The sequence below is a fragment of the Microbacterium sp. Leaf320 genome, from assembly GCF_001423485.1.
Classification (GTDB): domain Bacteria; phylum Actinomycetota; class Actinomycetes; order Actinomycetales; family Microbacteriaceae; genus Microbacterium.
This window is the reverse complement of the sequence record NZ_LMOD01000003.1, coordinates 232,992-254,574: the sequence shown is the minus strand read 5'-3', so window position 1 is coordinate 254,574 and position 21,583 is coordinate 232,992. Positions and strand designations below refer to the sequence as shown.

Below are 21,583 nucleotides of genomic sequence, written 5' to 3'. Positions count from 1 at the left end.
GCGCGGGCTCGCTCTAGGATTGCTGCGATGACCGACACGGCCCCCGAGACCACCGCAGACCGGCGGATCAGGGCGACCGTCACCCGCCGATTCGTGCGATATCCGCTGATCGTCGGGCTCGTCCTGCTCGCCGCCGCGATCGGCTGGACGCTCGCGGGCGACGATCTGGGCTTCTTCTCTTTCCTCCTGATGCTCATCGGAGGGTGGAGCCTCGCATTCTCCTTCGTGAACGCGACCATGGAGATGCGACCCGCGCGCAACGGCGTCGTGCTGGAGCTCGGCGTGGCAGCGGTGCTGACCGCGCTCATGGTCTTCGTCATCGAGTTCGGCGGCGACGACCTTCTCGAAGGCCTTCCGGAAGGCGCGCGGGCGGTGATCGTGGTGCTGCAGATCGCGGCGGCTCCTGCTACCGCATGGATCTGGCTCGGACTGCTCTCACGGATCACGGATCTGTTCGGGCGTCGGGACGCGAAGCGGCCGGCGCCCACGCCACCGGAATGGCAGCGGGAGGACGGCGGCGACGGATCACGTGTCGAGTTCCCGGCGCTCGACCTGCGGATGCGCTCGCTGACCCTCGGGGTCGTCGTGGTCGTCGTGGTCGTCGGCCTCGCGGGAACCGCACTGCTGATCGCGTTCGACGACGCCGTGATGGACATGGGCCCCCGTATTGCGATCATCGTCATGGGCGTCGTCGTCGGGCTTCCGGTGTATCTCCTGCTCAGGGCGACGCTGCGACGGCGGACCCTGTGGTGCACGCTCGCGTTCGGCAACGACGAGCTGAGGGTCCGTGTCGGGTCGTCGCGCCATCGCATCCCCTTCTCCGAGCTCGAGACGCTCGTCTGGCGGATGCGCAGCGATTACGCGCGGGTGGAGGTCGAAGGCCCCGGCGCCGACCTCTTCCTCATCGTCGGGCTTGCGAAGCCCCCGGCAGGCCGCACGGCGGAGCTCCCCGCGCTGCCCCGTCGCGTGTTCCGTCGGCTCGAGATCGCGGGGCTCACCGCGGAGCGATCTCGTCGCGACGAGGTCGTGACGTTCCGCAGAGCCCGGTGACCCCGCGCGCGTGTACGCGGGAGTGCGCGCACGAGGTACGGTTTCTTTCATGGGAAGACTGCGGTATGACGGCACATCGGAGCCGATACTGATCGACGACGAGACGCTCGCGCACCTCAAGGTCATCGTGGGGACGAAGCTGCGCCGCCAGGAGAGCTTCATGATGACCTGGCACCCGCGTGAGGGCGGCGACACCGGTCGACTGACCGTGTGGATCCACCCGGCGATCCCGCTGCAGTTCCTCTTCACGTCGGCGGAGTCGCTGCCCGTCGAGAAGCATCGCATCGAGGACATGATGCGCTCCCTCAACGCGACCGGTGAGCTCGTGATCGACGACTACGTCGAACCTTCGGTCGCGAACGGAAGCACGCCGCGCGCCTGAGTCACTCGGCCGGATACCCGTCGGCCTTGAGCAGTCGGGCGAGCTGCGCGGCGTTGCGGGCGGCCGTGGTCGTGGCGTCGGCGACCTTCTCGGGCGTCTCGTCGAGATCCTTGTAGTCGACGGTCTGCATCGCCTCGCCGTTCCAGTAGACCGACCCCTGTGCGGGCACCGAGTAGCCGATGTCGTTCAGCGACTGGAACAGGATCGCGGCGATATGGTGCGCGCCGTCCTCATTGCCGACGACGCCGGCGATCGCGACCTTGTCGAACAGGATCGGCCTGCCCGCGTCATCCGTCTCGCTCAGCTCGGCATCGAGCCGTTCGAGCACGCGCTGAGCGACGCTCGAGTGCTGCCCCATCCAGGTCGGGGTGAGGAACACGAGGATGTCGGCGGCGTGCACCTTCTCGCGCAGCGTCGGCCACTGGTCGTCCCCGCCCATGTCGGCCTCGACACCGGGGCTGATCACGTGATCGACGGCTCGTACGATCTCTCCCGAGACCCCGTGCTCGCCGAGGGCGGCGAGGATCTGCGACCCGAGCAGGTCGGTGCTCGAGTCCGCGGGGGAGGGCTTCAGAGTGCAGGAGATGGCAAGGGCGGTCAGTTGTGCTGTCATGTCTGCACGAAACCACCATCGCCGCGGATCCCCCAGGGGGTTCCGTCACCGGGGCGTCTGCGCTAGACGGTATCCTGGATGACGGCCGTTACGACAGGAGACCCCGTGATCCTCAGCTTCATCTTCTTCATGATCCTCTTCCTCGGAGGCATCTGGCTCATGGGGTTCGCTCAGTCGCTGGAGGACTTCCAGGCGATCGTCTTCGTCGCCGGGCTCCTCATCACCAGCCTGTCGCTGGCTTTCATGATGCGCCAGCGCGGGTCGGCCACCCGCCGCAAGGACAACTGGTCGGGCAACCCCACCGAGTAGTCGGCGCCGCCCGCCGGAACTCTCAGCTCCGCTTGACGAGTCTCATCTCGAGGTTCGCCTTCACCGCGGGCCATTCGGGCTCGATGATCGAGTACTCGACGCTGTCGCGCAGCGCACCGTTGCGGTAGCGGCTCATCGCGCGCATGACGCCGTCCTGTTTCGCTCCGAGCCTCTCGATCGCGGCTCGCGACTGGAAGTTCATCCACTGCGTGGTCAGTCCCACACGGAAGACCCCGAGTTCCTCGAACGCGTGGCGGAGCAGCAGCAGCTTCGACTCCGCATTCGTGCCGGTGCCGTGCGCGGACGGACGATTCCACGTGTACCCGATGTGCAGCCGGGGAGCATCCTCGTCGATGTCGTAGAACGACGTCAGGCCGAGGATGCGGCCGGACGAGTCGAACGCGGTGAAGGGGATCATCCCGCCGCTGTCGATGAGGCCGATCCGGCGATCGATCTCGGCGGCGAGTCCCTCGGGTGACGGAACGGACGTGTACCACGCGTTCTTCCACAGGTCTCCTTCGAGAAGGGCGTCGAGGAGCCCGTCGTGGTGGGAGGTCTCGAGCGGGCGGAGCTCGACGAGGCGTCCGGTGAGGGTGATCGGGGCAGGCGCGATGCGGAACGTCATGCTGTCATTCAACCAGCGGCGAGACCGGGGGAGTGTCAGGGGCTCGGCAGCCGATGCTCCCACTGACCTCTGCCCATCCGCGCCCCGACGTAGGTGGCGTCGCCGACCCTCCGGAGCAGCCGCTGGTAGGCGATCACGATCTCGACCGTCACACCCAGGTCGAAGGCGAGGCTCGCGGGGTGCGGGCCTCGGGCCTGCTCTGCCGCGGCGTACGCCGCGGGGGTGATCAGCAGGCGTGCTGCCCACTCGTCGGCGCGTCGCTCCTGGCGATCGCGCGCGGCGGCATCCGCCGTCGCGGTATGGCCGAGCATCGCGTGCGCGAGCTCATGCGCGAGCACGCTGCACGTCGCCCGCAGGCTCAGCCCCGGGGTCACTCGGATCGTGGCGGTGCGCGGCTCGTAGCCGCCATACGTGCGGCCGGAGCGCTCGACCAGGTGCAGCCCGTTCTCTTCGAGCAGACGGAGGAGGTTCTCCATGAGGTCTCCTCCTCGTCGGATCGTCAGTCGTAGAGATCGTCGGTGTCGTCGTCGTGTGCGAGGGGCGATTCGAATGCCACCTCGGCCTCATCTTCGCGCCGGCCGCGGACATCGGTGCGGGGGCGGAGAGGCGTGACGGTCGCGGTGTGGAGACCGCCCTCGGCGCGCAGTCGTTCCTCGGCGCGGCTGAGGACGAGGTGCGGCTCGAGATCGAGAGACGCGCTGACGGCGTAGAGCACCGGGATCGGAATGGACCGTTTGCCCGTGACGTAGTTGTCGAGGGCGCTCCGGGCGATGCCGATCTCGCGCGCCATCGCCGCGATGCTGCTGCCTGCGATGCCGATCTCACCGCGGAGCTGGCGCCCGACGGCCGCGTTGAACTGCTCGCCCGGTGTCTTCACGTGAGTCACGATAGCACCGGGATGAAGCCAGGATGCCGTCATACTGGTGCGTGGAGGCCTTGCCGCGCATCATGTGTGGCGTTACTGTCTACAAGTGACGACAGATCTGCGACGAGCGGTGGCACTGACCGTGAGATCCGAACTCGTGGGTGCGGGCCGAACAATCCCCTGGCTCTCCCAACAGACGGGGATCGCCTTGCACGTGCTGCAGAAGCAGTTGGCGACGCAGCTCGACTTCACGGTCACGGACCTGGCCGAGATCGCCGACGCCCTCTCGATCGACGTCGCGCGGCTCTTGCCACGGTCCGCGGAAACGTGACAGCAGCCGATCGATCGGAGATGCCCGCGCGCCTCGCGTCGTGAGCGCCCCCCGCAGTAGCGTGTCGGTATGAAGACTGTGCCGTTCGGATCCGCCACCGCCCCCGCTGTCGTCGCCGGAATGATGCGCATCGATGACAAGGATGCGGCGCAGATCCGCGAGCTGTACGACACTGCGCGCACCGCGGGGATCGACTTCTTCGATCACGCCGACATCTACGGCGGGAGCATGCACTTCTGCGAGGCGCGTTTCGCCGATGCGCTCGAACTGAGTCCGGCCGAGCGCGAGGAGATCGTGCTGCAGACCAAATGCGGCATCAACCCCGCGGAGGGCTCGTTCGATTTCTCATACGAGCACATCATCCGCCAGGTCGAAGGATCCCTGAGGGCGCTGCGCACCGATCACATCGACGTCCTGCTGCTGCACCGTCCTGATGCCCTCGTCGAGCCGGAGGAGGTCGCCAGGGCGTTCGACGAGCTCGAAGCCGCGGGCAAGGTGCGCTCGTTCGGCGTCTCGAATCACACGCCGCGACAGATCGATCTGCTCCGCACGGCCGTGACGCAGCCGCTCATCGCCAACCAGCTGCAGCTGTCGATCACTCACGCGCCGATCATCGCCCAGCCCGTCGCCGCCAACATGGTGGGCGAAGACCAGAGCATCGTCCGCGACGGCGGCGGAATCGTCGAGTACTGCCGTATCAACGGCATCACGATCCAGGCCTGGTCGCCGTTCCAGGGCGGATTCTTCACCGGGGTCTTCCTCGGCAACCCCGAGTACGCCGAGCTCAACGCGGTGATAGACCGTCTCGCCGCGTCGTACGGGGTCGCCTCGATCGCGATCGCCACGGCCTGGATCACGCGGCATCCCGCCAAGATGCAGGTCGTGCTGGGCACGACGACGCCCGAGCGGGTGCGCGATGCCGCGGCAGGGGCCGAGATCGAACTCACCCGCGCCGAGTGGTACGAGCTCTTCAGGGCGGCCGGTCACCTGCTCCCGTAGTCCGGGCACGACGCGCGCTCGTCGTCTACCCTGAACTCATGCCGTTCCTGTTCTCGATCCTCGTCATCGCGCTGATGGTCGGCGCGCTCGTGGACATCATCAAGCGCGACGACGCGCAGGTGAGATTCCTGCCCAAGAGGGCGTGGATCATCATCGTCATCCTGCTGCCGCTGATCGGCAGCCTGCTGTGGTTCGTGATCGGCCGGGAGTACTCGGAGGCGGGCCTGCGCATCCCGCGCATGCGTCCGGCCGCCCGACCGGCGACGCGTCAGCCGGACCAGCGGCCCGCCGCTGCGCCGGTCGACACCCGGAGCACCGAGCAGCAGATCGCCGACCTCGACCGGGAGATCGAGGAATGGCGTCTACGCCAGGAGATCGAGAAGCGTCGTCGCGAGGGCGGAGACTCGCCCGCGGGGTCGGAGTCTGCTGCGGGCTAAGCGGCCGCCGCGACGTCGAAGGACTCCCGAATGGCGTCTTCGAGCTTCGGGTAGGCGAACTCGAAGCCGGCGAGTGTGAGCTTCTCGGGGATCACCCATCGGCTCTTCAGGATCAGCTCGGTCTCGGTGCGGATGCCGATGGCGCCGAGCTCGAGCATCCAGCGAGGCATCGGAGGTCCGAAGCCCACGCCGAGCACTCGGCGCACGGTGGCCATGAACTCCGCGTTGTCGGACGGGTTCGGAGAGGCGGCGTTGACCGGTCCCTCGAGAGACGGAGTCGCCTCGAGGAAGTCGATGATGCGTGCGACGTCTTCGACATGCACCCAGCTGAACCGCTGCGCACCCCGCCGTGCGCCGGGGAGGTGCCCCGTGCCGGCGGCCCGCCGCGCGCGGCTCACAGGCCACGGACCGTCGTGCTGGGCGCCGCCGAGGCCGAGGCGGGCCAGGTTCTTCAGGGGTCCGAGCACGCCTCCGTGCCCGAGAACGATGGCGCTTCGCAGTGCGACCCGCCGGGTGTGCGGCAGGTCGTCGGCGAACAGCGCGCGTTCCCACGCCTTCGCCACCTCGACGGAGAACCCGGTGCCGAGGTCGCCGGACGACTCGGTCATCGGGCGGTCCTCTGCGTGGCGGTAGATCGTCGCGGTCGACGAGTTCACCCACAGCGGCGGCGGGTTCGTCGCCTTCGCGATCGCGGAGCTGAGTGACGAGGTGGTGTCGAGTCGCGAACGGAAGATGGCCGCGCGGTTCTCGGCGGTGTACCGGCAGTTCACGCTCTTGCCGGCGAGGCCGATGACCAGCGACGAGCCGTCCACGGCACGGTCGATCGCATCCTGGTCGCCCCATGCGATGTCGGCTCCCGAACGCGAGATCGTGATCACCTCGCGCCCTGCCGCGCTGAGGCGAGGGATCAGGTACTGGCCCATGAAGCCGGTGGATCCGCCGATCACGACGGGGCCCTCGGCGGAGTGAGTGGCATCCGTCACGGGGTCTCGCTCTCGATCGCGTATTCGAAGAATCCGGTGTACTCGTACACGCGACCGAGCAGGGGAGCATCGATCGTCATGTTCACGTGGTGCCGCTCGCGGTCTTCGTCCCAGCGCTCGACGAGGCCGATGCGCGGACGCAGGAAACGCGGGGCGGCGATGCGAAGACGTCCGAACCGCATCCCGACCCGGCGGATGGTGAGCACGACCGCTCCGTCGCGGACGTCGATGTCGAAGGTCGTCACGACCGTGCGGTGAGGGCCGATCTCGTTGCGCAGGATCCGGTTCGCACCGAGGGAGACGACATCGGGCATCACCCACGTGCGCCCGGGGAGCTCGAAATGCCGCACGGCCACGGCCGTCCCGTCGATCGTGCGGTTCTCGATCCGGAACGGGACGTCCTGCTCCCATCCGGCGAACGCGACGCCGAGCGCCTCCGCGATGCGGAAAACGGGCCACAGCCACCGATGCTGCGAACCCGCGCTCGTGAACACACCGGTCCCGACACCGACGTGGCCGTCGGGGATCGTGCGGAAGTACCAGGCCGTCTTCGGGTGGAGGTCGGAGATGCGCTCGCCGAGAGCCCGCTCGTAGGGCGACCCCTGTGCGGTGTCCGCTGCTGTCACCCCTTCACCCTATCGAGCGGCGGGGCGCAGCAGTCGATCGAGCAACGCCAGCGCCTCCTGCTGGGGCGCCGAGTCGTCGAGCAGCCACTGCGTCTGCAGGCCGTCGGATGCCGCCACGATGAGTGCGGCGACGGCATCGGCATCCACGTCGTCGCGCATGCGTCCGCTCTCCTGCTGGCGTCGCACGACGTCGGCCATGTCTGCACGCAGACGGGAGAATCGCGTCGTGGCGAAATCGCGTGCTGCGGGGTGGCCCTCTTCCAGCGCGGCCGACACCAGAGTCGAGTACAGCTGCACGAGACCGGGTACGGCGCGGTTGGTGCGGGCGGACTCGATCATGAGCTCGACCGGGGTCGCATCCGGCAGCAGGCGCTCCGAGGGCTGGCGCCCAGGGGCGTTGCTCTCCTGGTAGACCGCCACGAGCAGCTCTTCGAGAGAGCCGAAGTAGTGGGTCAGGGCGGAGTGCGTGACGCCGACGGCGCTCGCGATCGCGCGCAGGCTCGTGCGGTCGGCCCCGCGAGCGGCGAAGACCTCGATCGCTCGGTCGAGGATCTCCTGGCGGCGGGCGATCCCTTTCGCGTACGCGCCCCGCGGACGGGGGCGGTCCTCGTCGGCGTCGGCTGCGGCGGGGCGGTCGTCGGTCATGGGACGAGTGTAGCGAAACGAAAACTTCCGCGCGGAGGTATTTGGTGGTAACGTGCTCGGACAGACGGGTCGATGAGCCCGCACGTCGCCGATGACTGAAGGAGAGACCAGTGACGATCCAGACTTCCATCCAGCTGTTCACGATCAAGGACCAGTTGGAGGCCGACCTCGAGGGCTCCCTGAAAGAGGTCGCCGCCCGGGGCTTCACCGCCGTGGAGCCCTATGACTTCGTGCGCCGAGCGCAGCCGATGGCAGACGCCCTCAAGAGCGCGGGCCTCACCGCGCCCTCCGGCCACGCTTTTCTCGCGTCGCAGTCGTTCGTGAACCCCGACGGCAGTGGCACCACCCTGCCTGTGCCGTCGCCCGCCGAGGTCTTCGCCGCGGCCAAGGTGCTCGGCATGGGCACCGTCATCGACCCGTACACCGAGCCGGCCCGCTGGGAGTCGATCGAGCAGATCGAGGAGACGGCTCGACTGCTCAACGAGGCCGCCGCCGTCGGCGCGAGCGTCGGCGTGCGCGTCGGCTACCACAACCACGCCCATGAGCTCGAGGCCGTGTTCGGCGGCGTCACCGGACTCGAAGTGCTCGCCGGCCTGCTCGACGAGCGCGTCGTGCTCGAGGTCGACCTGTACTGGGTGGCCCGCGGAGGTGTCGATCCGGTCGCACTGCTGCAGCGCCTCGGCGGCCGCGTGATCGCGGTGCACGCCAAGGACGGCACGCTCGATCCCGCTCTTCTCGCCGCCTACCCGCCGGCCGACCAGGTGCCTGCGGGCGAGGGTGCGGTCCCGCTCGTCGAGGCCATCGGCGCGGCTCCGGCCCTCGAGCTCGCGATCGTCGAGTTCGACCACTACGAGGGTGACCTGTGGGCCGCGATCGAGCGCAGCCGCGTCTACCTCGACGAGAAGGTGGCCGGCTGATGGCCATCGGCAACGGACCCGTCGGCGTCGGCATCATCGGCGCGGGCAACATCAGCGACCAGTACCTGTCGAACCTCACCACGTTCCCCGATGTGCGGGTGCTCGCCATCGGCGACCTGCTCGTGGACCGAGCGAAGGCGCAGGCCGAGAAGTACGGCGTCCCGCGTGCGGGTGGCGTCGATGCGGTGCTGAACGACCCCGAGATCGACATCGTCGTGAACCTGACGATCCCGGCCGTCCACGTCGAGGTGTCCGAGGCGATCATCGCCGCGGGCAAGCACGTCTGGACCGAGAAGCCGATCGGTGTGCGCCGTGACGAGTCGCTGCGTCTGCTGCAGAAGGCGGATGCCGCGGGGCTCCGCGTCGGTGTCGCGCCTGACACGGTCCTCGGGCCCGGCGTGCAGACCGTGAAGCGAGCGATCGCGCGCGGCGACATCGGTCGTCCGCTCTTCGCCCAGACCACCTTCCAGTGGCAGGGGCCGGAGATCTTCCACCCGAACCCCGCGTTCCTGTACGCCAAGGGCGCGGGACCCCTGCTCGACATGGGTCCGTACTACGTGTCGGCGCTCGTGCACGTGTTCGGTCCCGTCGCGGCCGTCGCGGCCCTCGGGCTTCAGGGCACACCGACGCGCACGGTGCAGGTCGGCGAGCTCGCAGGTCAGGAGTTCCCCGTCGAGATCCCGTCGACCTTGAGCGTGCTCATGGACTTCGAGCAGGGCGGACAGGCGCAGAGCCTGTACAGCACCGACTCGCCGCTGCTGCGTCAGGGCATCGTCGAGATCACCGGCACCGAGGGCACGATCGTGATCCCCGATCCGAACACGTTCGGCGGGCCCATCACGATCACTCGTCCGCTGTCGCGGGTCTTCGTGCCGCCGGAGCCGACCGTGCAGGACGTCGTCGACGTCGAGCAGGAGGGTGTGCTCTCGGGTCGCGGCGTCGGACTGCTCGACATGGCGCGCTCGATCGCTGCGGGCCGCCCGCACGTCGCCACCGGCGAGTTCGGGTACCACGTACTCGACACGCTTCTGTCGATCGAGGAGGCGGCAGAGTCCCGCAGCTTCGTGAAGGTCGAGAGCACGCTCGACGAGGTCGGCGCGATCGACGCCGGCTTCGACCCGTTCGAGTCGACTCTCTGAGGGACGCCGGTGTGGCGGTGAGGAGGCGCGGTCAGCGCGTCCTCGCCGCCACATGACGATCGACGTTGGCAGGGGAGAGCACCTCGCGCGCGACCATGATCGCTGCACCGAGCACGGCTGCACGGTCACCGGCCTGCGACTGCACGATCGCGAGATGCTGCGTCGCGAGGGGGATCGAGCGCCGGTAGACGACCTCGCGCACCCCGGCGAGAAGGTGCTCGCCGGCTCGGGCGATGCTGCCGCCCAGCACGATGATCGACGGGTTGAGCAGATTGACGACCGTGGCGAGGACCTCGCCCACATCGCGACCCGCCTGTCGCGTCGCCTCGATGGCCACGGCGTTGCCGGCGCGGACGAGGTCGACGACGTCGGCGGGACTGCTCGCCTCGTGTCCGCCCGCCCGTAGAGCCGTCGCCAGCGCGGCCCCGCTGGCGAGAGCCTCGAGGTCGCGCTCGTCGCCGGGCTCCCTGGCAGAGCCCGATCCGCTCGGAACCTGCACGTGCCCCATGTCTCCCGCCGAGCCCTGGGCGCCACGCTGCAGCTGGCCGCCCGCGATGATTCCTGCGCCGATGCCGGTCGACACCTTGACGAAGATCAGGTCGTCGACGTGGGGCCAGGTCGTGGCATGCTCGCCGAGCGCGAGGATGTTGACGTCGTTGTCGACGAGCACCGGGACGTCGAAGGTGCGCTGCACGTAGCCGGGGACGTCGAAGCGGTCCCACCCGGGCATGATCGGCGGATTGGTCGGTCGCCCCGTCGAGTGCTCGACAGGGCCCGGAACCCCGATCCCGATGCCGAGCAGCGAGATCCCGGCGGATGCGGGGGTATCGAGAAGGGTCGCGCCATCGGCGAGGATCACATCGAGCAGGCTCTCGGGTCCGTCGCCGATGTCGATCGTGCGTGTGCGGGAATCGAGGATCATCCCGGCGAGGTCGGCGACCGCGACCGTCGCGTGCGTGGCGCCGAGATCGACGGCCAGCACGACTCCGGCACGGGGGTTGAAGGCCAGTCGGGCGGGCGGGCGTCCACCGGTCGAGACCGCCTCTCCTGCCGGGCGCAGCAGACCGGCGGCCAGGAGCGCGTCCACTCGCAGCGCCACTGTCGAGCGGGCGAGGCCGGTGAGGGCCGCGAGCTCGGCCTTGGTGCGGGCGGTGCCGTCGCGGAGGATCTGGAAGATCTCTCCGGCACCGGGATTCGCCGCCGCGGCGGGGCGAAGTGCGTCAACCATTGCGTCAGTAAACCACAGCACTTACGTGTGTCTTCGATTGACTTCCGATTCGTTACAAAGAACTTTTGACAGGGGGCTAGCAGAAGTCCCTCGCGCTGTGTCAGACTCACCGGCATGACAACGGATGTCACAGACACCGGTCTCGGAACGATCCGAGCCGGCATCCTCGGCGGAGGATTCATGGCCCGCGTGCATCGCACCGCGGCTCGCGACGCAGGCGGCGAGCTGCGCGCCGTCGCCACCCGCTCCGCATCGGGAAGCAGGCACGCGGCCGACGAGCTCGGAGCCGGTCGCGCCGAGACCGACGTGGCCGCGCTGTTGGACGCCGCCGACATCGATGTCGTGCACATCTGCACCCCGAACGCCACCCATGCCGACCTCGCCCTCCGTGCGCTCGACGCGGGCAAGCACGTCATCTGCGAGAAGCCGCTGGCCACGAACGCCGAAGACGCGAAGCGGCTCGTCGACCTCGCGGCGCGACGCGGTCGCGTCGCCGCCGTGCCTTTCGTCTACCGGTATCACCCGATGGTGCGCGAGGCGCGGGCCCGCATCGCCCAGGGGGACCTCGGGGTGCTCCTCACGCTCGACTGCTCGTATCTGCAGGACTGGATGCTGCTCCCGACCGACGACGACTGGCGGGTGCGATCGGCGACGGGCGGTGCCTCCAGGGCGTTCGCCGACATCGGCTCGCACCTGTGCGACCTGATCGAGTTCGTGATCGGCGAGCGCATCCGGTCTCTGAGCGCCCGCACCCGTCGCGTGTTCGACGAGCGGGCAGGGCAGACGGTCGACACCGAGGACATCGTCGCGATCCTCGTCGAGACGGAATCGGGTGCGCTCGGCACGCTGCTCATCTCGCAGATGGCCGCAGGGCGCAAGAACGCGTTGACGCTCGAGCTCCACGGATCGCTGCAGAGCCTGCGCTTCGAGCAGGAACGCCCCGAAGAGCTGTGGGTGGGGATGCGGCAGGAATCGCGCGTCCTGCTGCGCGACCCCGCCACGGCCGCGCCCGATTCGGCCCGTCTGCAGCGGGTCCCCGCAGGCCACGCGATGGGCTATCAGGACGCGTTCAACGGATTCATCGCCGACGTGTACGCGGCGATAGGCGGCTCGCGTCCGACGGGCCTTCCGACATTCGAAGACGGGTATCGATCCGCCGTGCTGACCGAGGCCGTTCTCGCCTCCGCTGCCACGGGCGGTCGCTGGACGGAGGTGGCGGCATGACCGCAGCAGTCGACACGCAGGCGGTGCTCGAGGTGTCGGGCATCCGCAAGTCGTTCTTCGGAGTCGAGGTGCTGAGGGGCATCGACTTCGACGTGCGCCCTGGTGAGGTGCACGGACTCGTGGGGGAGAACGGGGCGGGAAAGTCCACGCTCATGAAGATCATCGCCGGAGTGCAGCCCGCCGACGAGGGCGTCGTGCGGTACCGCGGCGACGAGGTGCACCACACACACCCTCGGCAGGCGATGGACGACGGGATCGTGACGGTCTTCCAGGAGTTCACGTTGCTTCCCGAGCGCACGGTCGCGCAGAACGTGTACCTCGGACGCGAGCCGCGCCGCGGCGGGTTCGTCGACCGCAAGGCGATGGTCACCCGGACGGCGGAGCTCCTCGCCGATCTCGGCGTCTCCTTCATCGATCCGCAGGCGCGGGTCGGCTCGCTGACGGTCGCCGAGCAGCAGATCGTCGAGATCGTGAAGGCACTGTCGTTCGAGGCACGGGTCATCTCGATGGATGAGCCCACCGCCGCGCTCAGCGACCGCGAGGTCGAGCTGCTCTACGCGATCATCCGTCGACTCACCTCTCGCGGTGTCGCGGTGATCTACGTCTCGCATCGGCTGAAGGAGATCTTCGACCTCTGCGACCGCATCACGATCCTCAAAGACGGCGCGCTCGTGTCGACCGACGCGACGGCGGACCTCACGACCGATGAGCTCGTGCGCCGCATGGTGGGTCGCTCGATCCAGTCGTACTTCCCGGATGCCGTCGACGGCACGGTCGTCGGCGAGCCGCGGCTCGAGCTCGAGGGATGCGGCAATGCCTTCGTCGACGAGGTCTCGCTCACTCTCCGCGCGGGGGAGATCGTCGGGATCGCCGGCCTGCAGGGATCCGGACGCACCGAGCTTGTGGAGGGCATCTTCGGGATCGACCCGTTCGTCCGGGGGAGCATGCGCGTCGACGGCGCATCCACGCGCATCACGAGTGCGCGAGCCGCCGTGCGGGCAGGTCTCGCACTCGTCTCGGAAGACCGCAAGGCGCAGGGGCTGGCGCTGGGCCAGTCGGTGCTCGACAACTCGCTGCTCGTCATCCGGAGCGTGTTCTCCGGCCGCACGTCGGCGTCCCGCCGAGAGGTGCCGGGGGTGCTCAGCTCTCTCGAGATCAGCTCGCGCGGGCTCGACCAGGAGGTGCGCTTCCTCTCGGGCGGCAACCAGCAGAAGGTCGTGCTCGCGAAGTGGCTGCTCACGCAGCCGCAGATCGTGCTCTTCGACGAGCCGACCCGCGGAATCGACGTCGGCGCGAAGTACGCCGTCTACCAGCTCATGCGAGATCTGGCGGCACAGGGCAAGGCCGTGCTGATGGTCTCGAGCGAACTCCCCGAGGTGATCGGCATGAGCGACCGGATCCTGGTCATGCACGACGGCGAGCTCGTCGCCGAGCTGCCGGCGGGGGCTGCCGAGCACGAGATCCTCGGCGCCGCGACCGGAGCGATCCCCCCGCACGATGAGACCACCGACGGAGGTGCACGATGAAGCGCGTGCGGATCGACTCGACGGTCATCGTCCTCGGCATCCTGATCCTCGCCCTGATCGTCGGCGCGATCCTCGTCGCGACCGTCGGGCGCAACTTCTTCAGTGCGGGCAACATCCGCGACATCCTCACCGGGATGAGCGTGCTCGGACTCGTCGCGATCGGTCAGACGCTCGTGGTGCTCGGCGCCTCGCTCGACCTGTCGGTCACCTACGTCATCAGCCTCTCGAGCCTGCTGGCCGCCACGATCATGAACGGGAGTCCTGGCAACATCCCCGCCGCGGTCGCGGTCACCCTGCTCGTCTGCGCCGGGATCGGCCTCATCAACGGACTCATCGTCACGGTGCTCAAGGTGAACGGCTTCATCGCGACCCTCGGCGTCGGCCTCATTCTGCAGGGCATCCTCAACACCAACTTCGAGGGCTCGTCCGGCAACGTGCCGTGGGAGTTCCAGCTGATCGGCGCCACCGGCGTCGGGCCGATTCCCGTGTCGACCATCATCATGGTCGCGCTCGCCGTGGTCGTGTGGTTCCTCCTGAACCGCACCCGGACCGGTGCCCACCTGTACGCCGTCGGCGGGGATCCTGACATCGCTCGGCTGTCGGGGGTGCGCACCCGGCCGCCGCTGATCGCGGCCCACGTGCTGTGCTCCGTCTTCGCAGGGCTCGCGGGGCTGCTGCTCGCCAGCAGGCTCGGCGTCGGCAGCCCGACCGTCGGCCAGCAGGGCGGGTACGCGCTGCTCTCGATCGCAGCCGTCGTGCTCGGCGGCACCCTTCTGCTCGGGGGACGTGGATCGATCTGGGGTGCGATCGGCGGTGTCGCGATCCTCGCGGTGGTCGACAGCGTGATGAGCGTCATGCAGGTGAATCCGTTCCTGAAGGACGTGGTGCGCGGCGTCGTGATCGTCGCCGCCGTCGCGGTCTACAGCCGGCGAGCGATCGTCCGTCGCCGCCCGCGCTTCGGCCCAGGGGGCACGAGAACCGGGGGAGACGACGCCGCCAAGGCGGCCGAGCCCGAGATGGCGGCCGCTGCATCGGAGCTCGCCGATACGGGGACCGCTGTGGAAGGAGGGCGCTCATGAACGCGCTGCGCTCACTCGTGAGCCCCCGGGGTGCGGTGTTCCTGCTGCTCGTGATCCTGCTCGTCGCCGTCACGATCCTCAACCCGAGCTTCGCCGAACCCGGCCAGTTCATGCGGTTCATCCAGAGAGTGGCTCCGATCGCGATCGTCGCGATCGGCCAGTACTTCGTCATCATCGCGGGCGAGTTCGATCTGTCGCAGGGCTCGCTGATCACGGCACAGGTGATCATCGCCGGCAACCTCGTCGGAGAGGACGACTCGCGCACGATCCCCGTCCTGCTGCTCATGATCGCCTTCGGCGCCGTGGTCGGACTCGTCAACGGAGTGATCACGACGCTGCTCAAGGTGCCCTCCTTCATCGTCACGCTCGGCATGATGCTCGCCCTTCTCGGCGGCGTCATGTGGTGGACGGGGGGAGCTGCCACCGGCAACCCCGCCGACAGCTTCCGCGAGATCGGCCGCGGTGGAATCCGCGATGTACCGCTGCTCGAGTTCATCCCCTGGGCGGTGTTCATCCTGGTCGGCTGGCTCGCACTCGGCATCTGGATCACGAAGCGACCGCTCGGCAAGCTGCTCATCGCGGTCGGCGACAACGCCACGGCAGTCGACTTCGCCGGCGCCCGCAGCGCCTGGGTCACGACCCGCGCGTTCATGATCTCGTCGCTCTCCGCCACGCTCTCGGCCGTGCTGCTGGTCGGCTACGCGGGTGTGCACCCCTCTGTCGGTCGCGGCTACGAGTTCGTCGCGATCACGGCCGTCGTCCTCGGCGGGGTCGTGCTCGGCGGCGGACGAGGCTGGATCGTCGCCGCCGCTGCAGGCGCCTTCGCGCTCGAGGCCCTGTTCATGCTGCTGAACATCGCGGGCGTCCCCTCGACGCTGCGCGACGCCGTGCAGGGAGTCATCATCATCGCCGCCGTCGCCTACTCCGCCGTCGCATTCCGCGCCCGGCGCAGGCGAGGCCCCCGGACCTCTCCCGAGCTCAGTACCTCGGAGACCGCAGGAACCGCAGAACCCGTATCCACCGCAACATCCCGCACCATCCACACAGAAACCAGAGGAGATTAGCAATGCGACGATCAATGAGGATCGCCACCGCAGGGGTGGCTCTCTTCGGCCTCATCGCGCTCGCCGGGTGTACGACAGACCCGTCAGTGGCGCCGGCCGAATCCGACAGTCCCGACGAATCGGCCGAGACCACCGAGTGGTTCGACCAGGAGCTCTTCGACAAGCAGATGGAAGAGCGAGGTGTCGAGCCCCAGGGCCCGGCGGACGAGCCCTACCTCCAGCACATCAACGCCGAGATGGTCGACACGTCCGCGTTCGCGAGCGAGGGAGCGAAGAAGGCCTGCTTCGCGAACGCGTCGATCTCGAACCCGTGGCGCCAGACCGGCTGGATCACGATGAACGAGCAGCTCAAGTCGCTGCAGGAGGCAGGCGCCATCAGCGAGATGGAGACCCGCGATGCGCAGGACTCCGATGACACGCAGATCGCCGACATCGACTACTTCATCGCCGAGGGCGGCTGCGACGTCTTCCTCATCTCGCCGAACAGCACGGCGGCGATGACTCCGGCCGTCGAGCGGGCGTGTGAGACAGGCAAGCCGGTCATCGTGTTCGACCGCGGCGTGAACACCGACTGCCCCGTCACGTTCATCCACCCGATCGGCGGATTCGCGTGGGGCATCGACACGGCCGAGTTCCTCATCGACAACCTCGAAGAGGGAGACAAGGTCGTGGCGCTGCGGATCCTCCCCGGTGTCGACGTGCTCGAGCACCGTTGGGCTGCCGCCGAGAAGCTCTTCGACGAGGCGGGCATCGAGGCCGTGGACTACTTCACGGGTGCCGACCCCGCCGAGATCAAGAGCATCATCAGCGACGAGCTCGCCAAGGGCGACGTGCAGGGCATCTGGATGGATGCCGGTGACGGCGCGGTCGCGGCGATCGAGGCATTCGAGGATGCCGGTGCCGACTACCCGGTCATGACCGGTGAAGACGAGATGAGCTTCCTGCGGAAGTGGAAGGAGACGGGTCTCACGGGTCTCGCGCCGGTGTACTCGAACTTCCAGTGGCGCACGCCGCTGCTCGCCGCGCAGATGGTCTTCGCGGGCGAAGAGGTGCCGAAGGAGTGGGTGCTGCCGCAGAAGCCGATCACCGAGGCGGAGCTCGACGACTACCTCGAGGCGAATGACGGAATGCCCGACGGGCATTACGCCAAGTTCGGCGGGGAGAATCTTCCCGGCTACCCGACGGTCTGGCAGGAACGTCAGATCCCGTAAAGTCACGCGTGCGGGCGTTTCGTCTCGCTTCGCTCGCTCAACGACCAGAAACGGTCGTTGAGCGAGCAGCGAAGCGACGAGACGAAACGCCCGCAGTCATCCCCGAAGGAGCAGGATGCCTCGCACGATCGCCGTCAACACCTGGGTGTGGACGTCTCCGCTCACCGGTGCGGCGCTCGAGCCGCTCGCGCGAAAGGCCGCCGAGATGGGCTACCAGGCGCTGGAGCTGCCGCTCGAGAACGTCGGCGACTGGGATCCTGGGCGCACCCGCGAGGTCCTGGACGGCCTCGGGCTCGGCGCGATCGTCGTCGGGGCGATGGGCCCCGGCAGGTCGTTGCTCGCGCGAGCGGGAGACGTGGCCGGGACGCAGGACTACCTGCGATCGTGCATCGACGCGGCCCTCACTCTCGGGTCGGATGTCGTCGCCGGCCCCTTCTATGCACCGACCGGAGCGACCTGGCGGATGACGCCTGACGAACGCGCGGAGGTCGTGCGCGAGTTGCGCGAGAATCTCCGCCCCGTGGCCGAGGAGGCCGCATCCAAGGGCATCGCGCTGGCGATCGAGCCGCTCAATCGGTATGAGACCAGCGTGCTGAACACGGTCGAGCAGAGCCTGGATGCGCTCGAACCGCTGCTCGGTGCCGGCGTCGGGCTCGCGCTGGACACTTACCACCTCAACATCGAGGAGAAGAAACCCGCCGACGCCGTCCGGGCCGCAGGCTCGTCGATCTCCCATGTGCAGGTGTGCGGCAGCGATCGGGGAGCGGTCGGCGACGATCACACCGATTGGCCGGAGATGCTGAGGGCTCTCGACGATGCGGGCTACCGCGGACCGCTCGGCCTCGAGAGCTTCACGGGCGAGAACGCGACGATCGCGGTCGCCGCATCCGTCTGGCGTCCTCTCGCACCGAGTCAGGACGAACTCGCCCGACGCAGCATCCATGCTCTGAGGGCGCTCGGCGCCTGACACCGTCACGCGATACGAAGGAGCGTCCATGACCACCCACCCCGTCACGCTGTTCACCGGACAGTGGGCAGACCTGCCGTTCGAGGAGGTGGCGCGGCTCGCGGCCGAATGGGGCTACGACGGCCTCGAGGTCGCGGCCTCGGGCGATCACCTCGATCTGCGGCGGGCCGACGAGGACGACGACTACGTCGCCTCCCGACTCGAGATCCTCGATCGACATGGGCTGAGGATCTTCGCGATCTCGAACCACCTCGCCGGTCAGGCGGTGTGCGATGCTCCGATCGACTTCCGTCATCAGGCGATCCTGCGCGACTACGTGTGGGGTGACGGCGATGCCGAGGGCGTGCGCACCCGTGCAGCGGACGACATGAAGCGGGCGGCGCGCGTGGCGCGCAAGCTCGGCATCGACACGGTCGTCGGGTTCACCGGCTCATCGATCTGGCCCTATGTGGCGATGTTCCCGCCGGTGCCGGCATCGGTGATCGAGGGAGGCTTCGAGGACTTCGCCGCCCGCTGGAACCCGATCCTCGACGTGTTCGACGGCGAGGGTGTGCGCTTCGCCCACGAGGTGCACCCTGGTGAGATCGCCTATGACTACTGGTCGTCGGTGCACGCCCTGGAAGCGATCGATCACCGGAAGGCGTTCGGATTCAACTGGGACCCGTCGCACATGATGTGGCAGAACATCGACCCGGTCGGGTTCATCGTCGACTTCGCCGACCGGATCTACCACGTCGACTGCAAGGACACCCGGATGCGTCCGCACAACGGTCGTGCCGGGGTGCTCGGCTCGCACCTGCCGTGGGGTGACCCGCGCCGCGGCTGGGACTTCGTCTCGACAGGTCACGGCGACGTGCCATGGGAAGACGCGTTCCGCGCCCTCGAGGCGATCGGCTACACGGGTCCCATCTCGATCGAATGGGAGGATGCCGGTATGGATCGGCTGCACGGAGCACCCGAGGCCCTCCACTACGTGCGGTCGCTGCTGTGGCCCGCGCCCTCGGCATCCTTCGACGCCGCCTTCAGCAACCAGGAGACCGGAGCCCCCTCATGACCATCCAGCACACTGTCGTCTTCCGCCTGGTGCATGAGGCGGGTTCGGCAGAGGAACGCGAGTTCCTCGCCACCGGCCGGGCGGTGCTCACATCGATCCCCGGGGTCGAAGATTTCACGATCCGCAGGCAGGTGAGTCCGAAGAGCGACCTGGAGCACCAGTTCTCGATGGTGTTCCAGGATGTCAGCGCCTATCGGGCGTACAACGAGCACCCCGCGCACACCGCGTTCGTGTCGGAGCGGTGGGTACCCGAGGTGGCGGCGTTCCAGGAGTACGACTTCGAGGAGTGAGCGGCGGTGACCGTGACCTCGGTCAGGAGGCCGAGTCGCGCAGCTTCACCAGGCGCTCGTGTCCGGTCTCCTCGAGTTCGGCGATGCTCTCGCGCGACTTCAGGAAGTCCGAGAACGACCGGTAGCCGAGAGCCTTCTCGCTGAACGACGGATCCATGCGTCGCATGTGGGTCTTCACGGCCGAGCTGTGCAGCCACTCGTCGGCGTCGGTCTTGTCGTGACCGAGACGCAGCGCCCGCTGCAGCAGTTCGGTCGCCTCGCCCTGCTCGGTGCCGTCGTTCAGGTCTTCGGCCTTCACGGGCGCCGGCGCTGCGGCCTTCGCTTTGGCGGTCTTGGCCGGCTGCCTGGACTTGGCCTTCACCGCGGGCTCGGGCTCGGCGACCGGCTCGGGGACCTCCACGGCCGCGGGAGCGGTGGCAGTCGCCTTGGTCGGTCGCACGACGCCGGGAAGCGAGTCGTAGGCCTCGAACTCGTCGCACGCGGCGGCCAGCGACTTGGCGGTGGAGCCGGCGACGCCGACGCCGATGACGTAGCGGCCCAGACGCTTGCAGCGCTGCGCGAGCGGCACGTAGTCGCTGTCTCCGGCGACGATCACGACGTGGGTGAGGTCCGGCAGACGGAACATGTCCTCGACGGCATCGACGGCCAGACGGATGTCTGCGCCGTTCTTGGCGTAGGCCGCGGCGGGGAACAGCTGCACGAGGTCGACCGCACGCGCGACGAGCTGCGAGCGGTACACCGCGTTCACCGGAGACGACCAGTCGGCGTAAGCGCGGGTGAGCACGAGAGTGCCGAACGAGGCGGCGTAGTCGATGATCGCGCCGACCTCGATCATCGCGCGGGAGAGCCGCTCGGTGACCTCGGGGTCTGAGGGGTTCTCGGTGATGCGCTGGCGGTCCTTGCCGTAGGCGTTGCGTCCGTGCACCCGGTCGTACCAGGAGATGACGATGTTGTCGAAGTCGAGATAGACGGCGACGCGCGCGTCGTGTGCCTCAGCCATTGTGTGCTCCTTCGCCCGGGTACCGCACGCCGATCTGGGCGCGGATCTCGTCGAGGGTGCCCATGATGGCGACACTCTCGGCGATCGGCAGGATGTCGCCCTCGAGCAGGCCCTCGCTCACGAGCCGCTCGGCGGCATGCGCCTGGTACTCCATGCCTCGGCCCGCGACGTCGGAGGAGTACTCCTCGGCGACGGTGCCGTCGGGAAGGACCACGCGGAACGTCGTCGGGGCGTACCAGACCTGATCGATGTCGATGCGCGCCTTCGTGCCGATGATGCTTGCGGCGTTCGGTCCGGCCGCCCTCGACGACGACAGGGTGGTCGAGATGGCGCCTCCCTCGTGAGTCATGATCGTCGCGACCTCGGCATCAGCGCCGGTCTCGATCAGGCGGGCGACCGACTGGATGCCGGTCGGGGCGCCGAGGATGTCCCATACGAACGAGATCGGGTAGATCCCCAGGTCGAGCAGTGCGCCGCCGCCGAGCTCGAGCGCGCTCAGCCGATGCGCGGGGTCGGTGGGCAGGAGCTGCGTGTGGTCGGCGCTCACGGCACGGATCTCGCCGAGCGTGCCGGCGGCGATGATCTCGCGGATGCGGACCATGTGCGGCAGATACCGCGTCCACATCGCCTCCATCGCGAGGAGTCCTCGCTCGGTGGCCAGACGCTGCAGGTCTTCGGCCTCGCCTCTGTTGAGGGTGAAGGCCTTCTCGACGAGCACGTGCTTGCCGGCCTCGAGCGCCAGGCGGGCAGCCTTGTGGTGCATGGGGTGCGGCGTGGAGACGTAGATGATGTCGACGTCGGGGTCGGCGACGAGGGCGTCGTACGAGGGGTGCGCGTGCGCGATGTCGAAGCGGGCCGCGAAGGCGTCGGCCGAGTCCTGCGAGCGAGAGCCGACGGCGACGAGATCGAGCCCGGCGGTGCGCAGATCGGATGCGAACGCGCCGGCGATGCCGCCGGTCGCGAGGATTCCCCAACGAAGACCAGTCATGGTCTCAGCGTAGAGGGTGCGGCCGACAGCC

At 68.5% G+C, this 21,583-nt stretch carries 26 protein-coding genes; 16 read left to right on the top strand and 10 right to left on the bottom strand.

Translation table 11 applies throughout. The features are described 5' to 3' along the window. The first annotated feature begins 27 nt into the window (after positions 1-27). On the top strand, positions 28-1,050 hold the full coding sequence (locus tag ASF63_RS11080; RefSeq protein ID WP_056513672.1) for a hypothetical protein: 1,023 nt from the start codon (positions 28-30) through the stop codon (positions 1,048-1,050). Positions 1,051-1,099: 49 nt separating this feature from the next. Next, positions 1,100-1,432, top strand: coding sequence for a hypothetical protein (locus tag ASF63_RS11075; protein ID WP_056513669.1), 333 nt, complete (start codon positions 1,100-1,102; stop codon positions 1,430-1,432). Position 1,433: 1 nt separating this feature from the next. Here the strand turns inward: ASF63_RS11075 and ASF63_RS11070 are convergent, their stop codons facing one another. Then, positions 1,434-2,045 carry a flavodoxin family protein gene (locus ASF63_RS11070; RefSeq protein ID WP_056513666.1) on the bottom strand — a complete coding sequence of 204 codons (612 nt, stop codon included), beginning with the start codon at positions 2,043-2,045 and terminating at the stop codon, positions 1,434-1,436. A 78-nt stretch (positions 2,046-2,123) separates the two neighbouring features. Between ASF63_RS11070 and ASF63_RS11065 the strand changes: the two genes are divergently transcribed. Next, positions 2,124-2,354 carry a hypothetical protein gene (locus ASF63_RS11065; protein WP_235560774.1) on the top strand — a complete coding sequence of 77 codons (231 nt, stop codon included), beginning with the start codon at positions 2,124-2,126 and terminating at the stop codon, positions 2,352-2,354. Between the two features lie 22 nt (positions 2,355-2,376). Here the strand turns inward: ASF63_RS11065 and ASF63_RS11060 are convergent, their stop codons facing one another. From ASF63_RS11060 to ASF63_RS11050, 3 genes are read right to left on the bottom strand one after another with little or no spacing between them, the layout of a single operon-like run. Next, positions 2,377-2,979 carry a GNAT family N-acetyltransferase gene (locus tag ASF63_RS11060; RefSeq protein ID WP_056513663.1) on the bottom strand — a complete coding sequence of 201 codons (603 nt, stop codon included), beginning with the start codon at positions 2,977-2,979 and terminating at the stop codon, positions 2,377-2,379. Between the two features lie 35 nt (positions 2,980-3,014). Next, positions 3,015-3,455 carry an ImmA/IrrE family metallo-endopeptidase gene (locus tag ASF63_RS11055; RefSeq protein ID WP_082478074.1) on the bottom strand — a complete coding sequence of 147 codons (441 nt, stop codon included), beginning with the start codon at positions 3,453-3,455 and terminating at the stop codon, positions 3,015-3,017. Between the two features lie 23 nt (positions 3,456-3,478). Further along, complete coding sequence (locus tag ASF63_RS11050; protein ID WP_235560773.1) at positions 3,479-3,856, bottom strand: helix-turn-helix domain-containing protein; 378 nt, start codon at positions 3,854-3,856, stop codon at positions 3,479-3,481. A gap of 94 nt (positions 3,857-3,950) precedes the next feature. On the opposite strand from ASF63_RS11050, the gene ASF63_RS11045 reads away from it, so the two are divergent. From ASF63_RS11045 to ASF63_RS11035, 3 genes are all read left to right on the top strand, one after another. Then, positions 3,951-4,175, top strand: a complete 225-nt coding sequence (locus ASF63_RS11045) for a hypothetical protein (RefSeq protein WP_235560772.1) — start codon at positions 3,951-3,953, stop codon at positions 4,173-4,175. A gap of 69 nt (positions 4,176-4,244) precedes the next feature. After that, positions 4,245-5,174 (top strand): aldo/keto reductase, encoded by a 930-nt coding sequence (locus ASF63_RS11040; RefSeq protein ID WP_056513656.1) that lies wholly within the window; start codon positions 4,245-4,247, stop codon positions 5,172-5,174. Positions 5,175-5,212: 38 nt separating this feature from the next. Next, positions 5,213-5,611: a PLDc N-terminal domain-containing protein gene (locus ASF63_RS11035; protein WP_056513654.1), complete on the top strand. Its 399-nt coding sequence runs from the start codon at positions 5,213-5,215 to the stop codon at positions 5,609-5,611. On the opposite strand, the gene ASF63_RS11030 is transcribed toward ASF63_RS11035, so the two are convergent. From ASF63_RS11030 to ASF63_RS11020, 3 genes are read right to left on the bottom strand one after another with little or no spacing between them, the layout of a single operon-like run. After that, positions 5,608-6,594: an epimerase gene (locus ASF63_RS11030; protein ID WP_082478072.1), complete on the bottom strand. Its 987-nt coding sequence runs from the start codon at positions 6,592-6,594 to the stop codon at positions 5,608-5,610. The two genes, ASF63_RS11035 and ASF63_RS11030, sit on opposite strands and share 4 nt — an antisense overlap. Beyond that, entirely contained in the window at positions 6,591-7,220 is a 630-nt protein-coding gene (locus ASF63_RS11025; RefSeq protein ID WP_056513651.1) for a DUF4166 domain-containing protein, read from the bottom strand. Before ASF63_RS11025 ends, ASF63_RS11030 begins: the two co-directional genes overlap by 4 nt. 9 nt (positions 7,221-7,229) lie before the next feature. Continuing rightward, entirely contained in the window at positions 7,230-7,865 is a 636-nt protein-coding gene (locus ASF63_RS11020) for a TetR/AcrR family transcriptional regulator (protein WP_056513648.1), read from the bottom strand. A gap of 110 nt (positions 7,866-7,975) precedes the next feature. Between ASF63_RS11020 and ASF63_RS11015 the strand changes: the two genes are divergently transcribed. After that, positions 7,976-8,782 carry a sugar phosphate isomerase/epimerase family protein gene (locus tag ASF63_RS11015; protein ID WP_056513645.1) on the top strand — a complete coding sequence of 269 codons (807 nt, stop codon included), beginning with the start codon at positions 7,976-7,978 and terminating at the stop codon, positions 8,780-8,782. After that, entirely contained in the window at positions 8,782-9,921 is a 1,140-nt protein-coding gene (locus tag ASF63_RS11010) for a Gfo/Idh/MocA family protein (RefSeq protein WP_056513643.1), read from the top strand. The genes ASF63_RS11015 and ASF63_RS11010 overlap by 1 nt, the downstream gene beginning before the upstream one ends. 31 nt (positions 9,922-9,952) lie before the next feature. Here the strand turns inward: ASF63_RS11010 and ASF63_RS11005 are convergent, their stop codons facing one another. Beyond that, a complete protein-coding gene (locus ASF63_RS11005) occupies positions 9,953-11,149 on the bottom strand; it encodes an ROK family transcriptional regulator (protein ID WP_056513640.1) in 1,197 nt (398 codons plus the stop codon). Between the two features lie 114 nt (positions 11,150-11,263). On the opposite strand from ASF63_RS11005, the gene ASF63_RS11000 reads away from it, so the two are divergent. From ASF63_RS11000 to ASF63_RS10965, 8 genes are all read left to right on the top strand, one after another. Then, positions 11,264-12,373 carry a Gfo/Idh/MocA family protein gene (locus ASF63_RS11000; protein WP_056513636.1) on the top strand — a complete coding sequence of 370 codons (1,110 nt, stop codon included), beginning with the start codon at positions 11,264-11,266 and terminating at the stop codon, positions 12,371-12,373. Further along, complete coding sequence (locus ASF63_RS10995) at positions 12,370-13,899, top strand: sugar ABC transporter ATP-binding protein (RefSeq protein WP_056513633.1); 1,530 nt, start codon at positions 12,370-12,372, stop codon at positions 13,897-13,899. Before ASF63_RS11000 ends, ASF63_RS10995 begins: the two co-directional genes overlap by 4 nt. Beyond that, complete coding sequence (locus tag ASF63_RS10990) at positions 13,896-14,978, top strand: ABC transporter permease (protein WP_056513630.1); 1,083 nt, start codon at positions 13,896-13,898, stop codon at positions 14,976-14,978. Before ASF63_RS10995 ends, ASF63_RS10990 begins: the two co-directional genes overlap by 4 nt. Then, positions 14,975-16,042: an ABC transporter permease gene (locus ASF63_RS10985; RefSeq protein WP_056513627.1), complete on the top strand. Its 1,068-nt coding sequence runs from the start codon at positions 14,975-14,977 to the stop codon at positions 16,040-16,042. The genes ASF63_RS10990 and ASF63_RS10985 overlap by 4 nt, the downstream gene beginning before the upstream one ends. A gap of 2 nt (positions 16,043-16,044) precedes the next feature. Then, the gene (locus tag ASF63_RS10980) at positions 16,045-17,253 is read left to right on the top strand and encodes a substrate-binding domain-containing protein (protein ID WP_056513624.1); all 1,209 of its coding nucleotides are present in this window, start codon (positions 16,045-16,047) and stop codon (positions 17,251-17,253) included. A gap of 115 nt (positions 17,254-17,368) precedes the next feature. Beyond that, complete coding sequence (locus ASF63_RS10975) at positions 17,369-18,220, top strand: sugar phosphate isomerase/epimerase family protein (RefSeq protein WP_056513621.1); 852 nt, start codon at positions 17,369-17,371, stop codon at positions 18,218-18,220. Positions 18,221-18,248: 28 nt separating this feature from the next. Next, positions 18,249-19,274, top strand: a complete 1,026-nt coding sequence (locus tag ASF63_RS10970; RefSeq protein WP_056513618.1) for a sugar phosphate isomerase/epimerase family protein — start codon at positions 18,249-18,251, stop codon at positions 19,272-19,274. Next, entirely contained in the window at positions 19,271-19,564 is a 294-nt protein-coding gene (locus ASF63_RS10965; RefSeq protein WP_056513615.1) for a Dabb family protein, read from the top strand. Before ASF63_RS10970 ends, ASF63_RS10965 begins: the two co-directional genes overlap by 4 nt. A gap of 22 nt (positions 19,565-19,586) precedes the next feature. On the opposite strand, the gene ASF63_RS10960 is transcribed toward ASF63_RS10965, so the two are convergent. Together ASF63_RS10960 and ASF63_RS10955 are read right to left on the bottom strand one after the other, a co-directional pair. Next, entirely contained in the window at positions 19,587-20,564 is a 978-nt protein-coding gene (locus ASF63_RS10960) for an NYN domain-containing protein (protein WP_056513612.1), read from the bottom strand. After that, complete coding sequence (locus ASF63_RS10955) at positions 20,557-21,552, bottom strand: Gfo/Idh/MocA family protein (protein ID WP_056513609.1); 996 nt, start codon at positions 21,550-21,552, stop codon at positions 20,557-20,559. Before ASF63_RS10955 ends, ASF63_RS10960 begins: the two co-directional genes overlap by 8 nt. Between the last annotated feature and the right edge of the window lie 31 nt (positions 21,553-21,583).

Coding starts and splice junctions, on each gene's coding strand:
- ASF63_RS10960 (WP_056513612.1), bottom strand. CDS start 20,564: ATGGCTGAGGCACACGACGCGCGCGTCGCCGTCTATCTCGACTTCGAC.
- ASF63_RS11010 (WP_056513643.1), top strand. CDS start 8,782: ATGGCCATCGGCAACGGACCCGTCGGCGTCGGCATCATCGGCGCGGGC.
- ASF63_RS11020 (WP_056513648.1), bottom strand. CDS start 7,865: ATGACCGACGACCGCCCCGCCGCAGCCGACGCCGACGAGGACCGCCCC.
- ASF63_RS11070 (WP_056513666.1), bottom strand. CDS start 2,045: ATGACAGCACAACTGACCGCCCTTGCCATCTCCTGCACTCTGAAGCCC.
- ASF63_RS11080 (WP_056513672.1), top strand. CDS start 28: ATGACCGACACGGCCCCCGAGACCACCGCAGACCGGCGGATCAGGGCG.
- ASF63_RS11065 (WP_235560774.1), top strand. CDS start 2,124: ATGACGGCCGTTACGACAGGAGACCCCGTGATCCTCAGCTTCATCTTC.
- ASF63_RS11005 (WP_056513640.1), bottom strand. CDS start 11,149: ATGGTTGACGCACTTCGCCCCGCCGCGGCGGCGAATCCCGGTGCCGGA.
- ASF63_RS10995 (WP_056513633.1), top strand. CDS start 12,370: ATGACCGCAGCAGTCGACACGCAGGCGGTGCTCGAGGTGTCGGGCATC.
- ASF63_RS11060 (WP_056513663.1), bottom strand. CDS start 2,979: ATGACGTTCCGCATCGCGCCTGCCCCGATCACCCTCACCGGACGCCTC.
- ASF63_RS10965 (WP_056513615.1), top strand. CDS start 19,271: ATGACCATCCAGCACACTGTCGTCTTCCGCCTGGTGCATGAGGCGGGT.
- ASF63_RS10990 (WP_056513630.1), top strand. CDS start 13,896: ATGAAGCGCGTGCGGATCGACTCGACGGTCATCGTCCTCGGCATCCTG.
- ASF63_RS11035 (WP_056513654.1), top strand. CDS start 5,213: ATGCCGTTCCTGTTCTCGATCCTCGTCATCGCGCTGATGGTCGGCGCG.
- ASF63_RS10970 (WP_056513618.1), top strand. CDS start 18,249: ATGACCACCCACCCCGTCACGCTGTTCACCGGACAGTGGGCAGACCTG.
- ASF63_RS11075 (WP_056513669.1), top strand. CDS start 1,100: ATGGGAAGACTGCGGTATGACGGCACATCGGAGCCGATACTGATCGAC.
- ASF63_RS10975 (WP_056513621.1), top strand. CDS start 17,369: ATGCCTCGCACGATCGCCGTCAACACCTGGGTGTGGACGTCTCCGCTC.
- ASF63_RS11055 (WP_082478074.1), bottom strand. CDS start 3,455: ATGGAGAACCTCCTCCGTCTGCTCGAAGAGAACGGGCTGCACCTGGTC.
- ASF63_RS10955 (WP_056513609.1), bottom strand. CDS start 21,552: ATGACTGGTCTTCGTTGGGGAATCCTCGCGACCGGCGGCATCGCCGGC.
- ASF63_RS11040 (WP_056513656.1), top strand. CDS start 4,245: ATGAAGACTGTGCCGTTCGGATCCGCCACCGCCCCCGCTGTCGTCGCC.
- ASF63_RS11000 (WP_056513636.1), top strand. CDS start 11,264: ATGACAACGGATGTCACAGACACCGGTCTCGGAACGATCCGAGCCGGC.
- ASF63_RS10980 (WP_056513624.1), top strand. CDS start 16,045: ATGCGACGATCAATGAGGATCGCCACCGCAGGGGTGGCTCTCTTCGGC.
- ASF63_RS10985 (WP_056513627.1), top strand. CDS start 14,975: ATGAACGCGCTGCGCTCACTCGTGAGCCCCCGGGGTGCGGTGTTCCTG.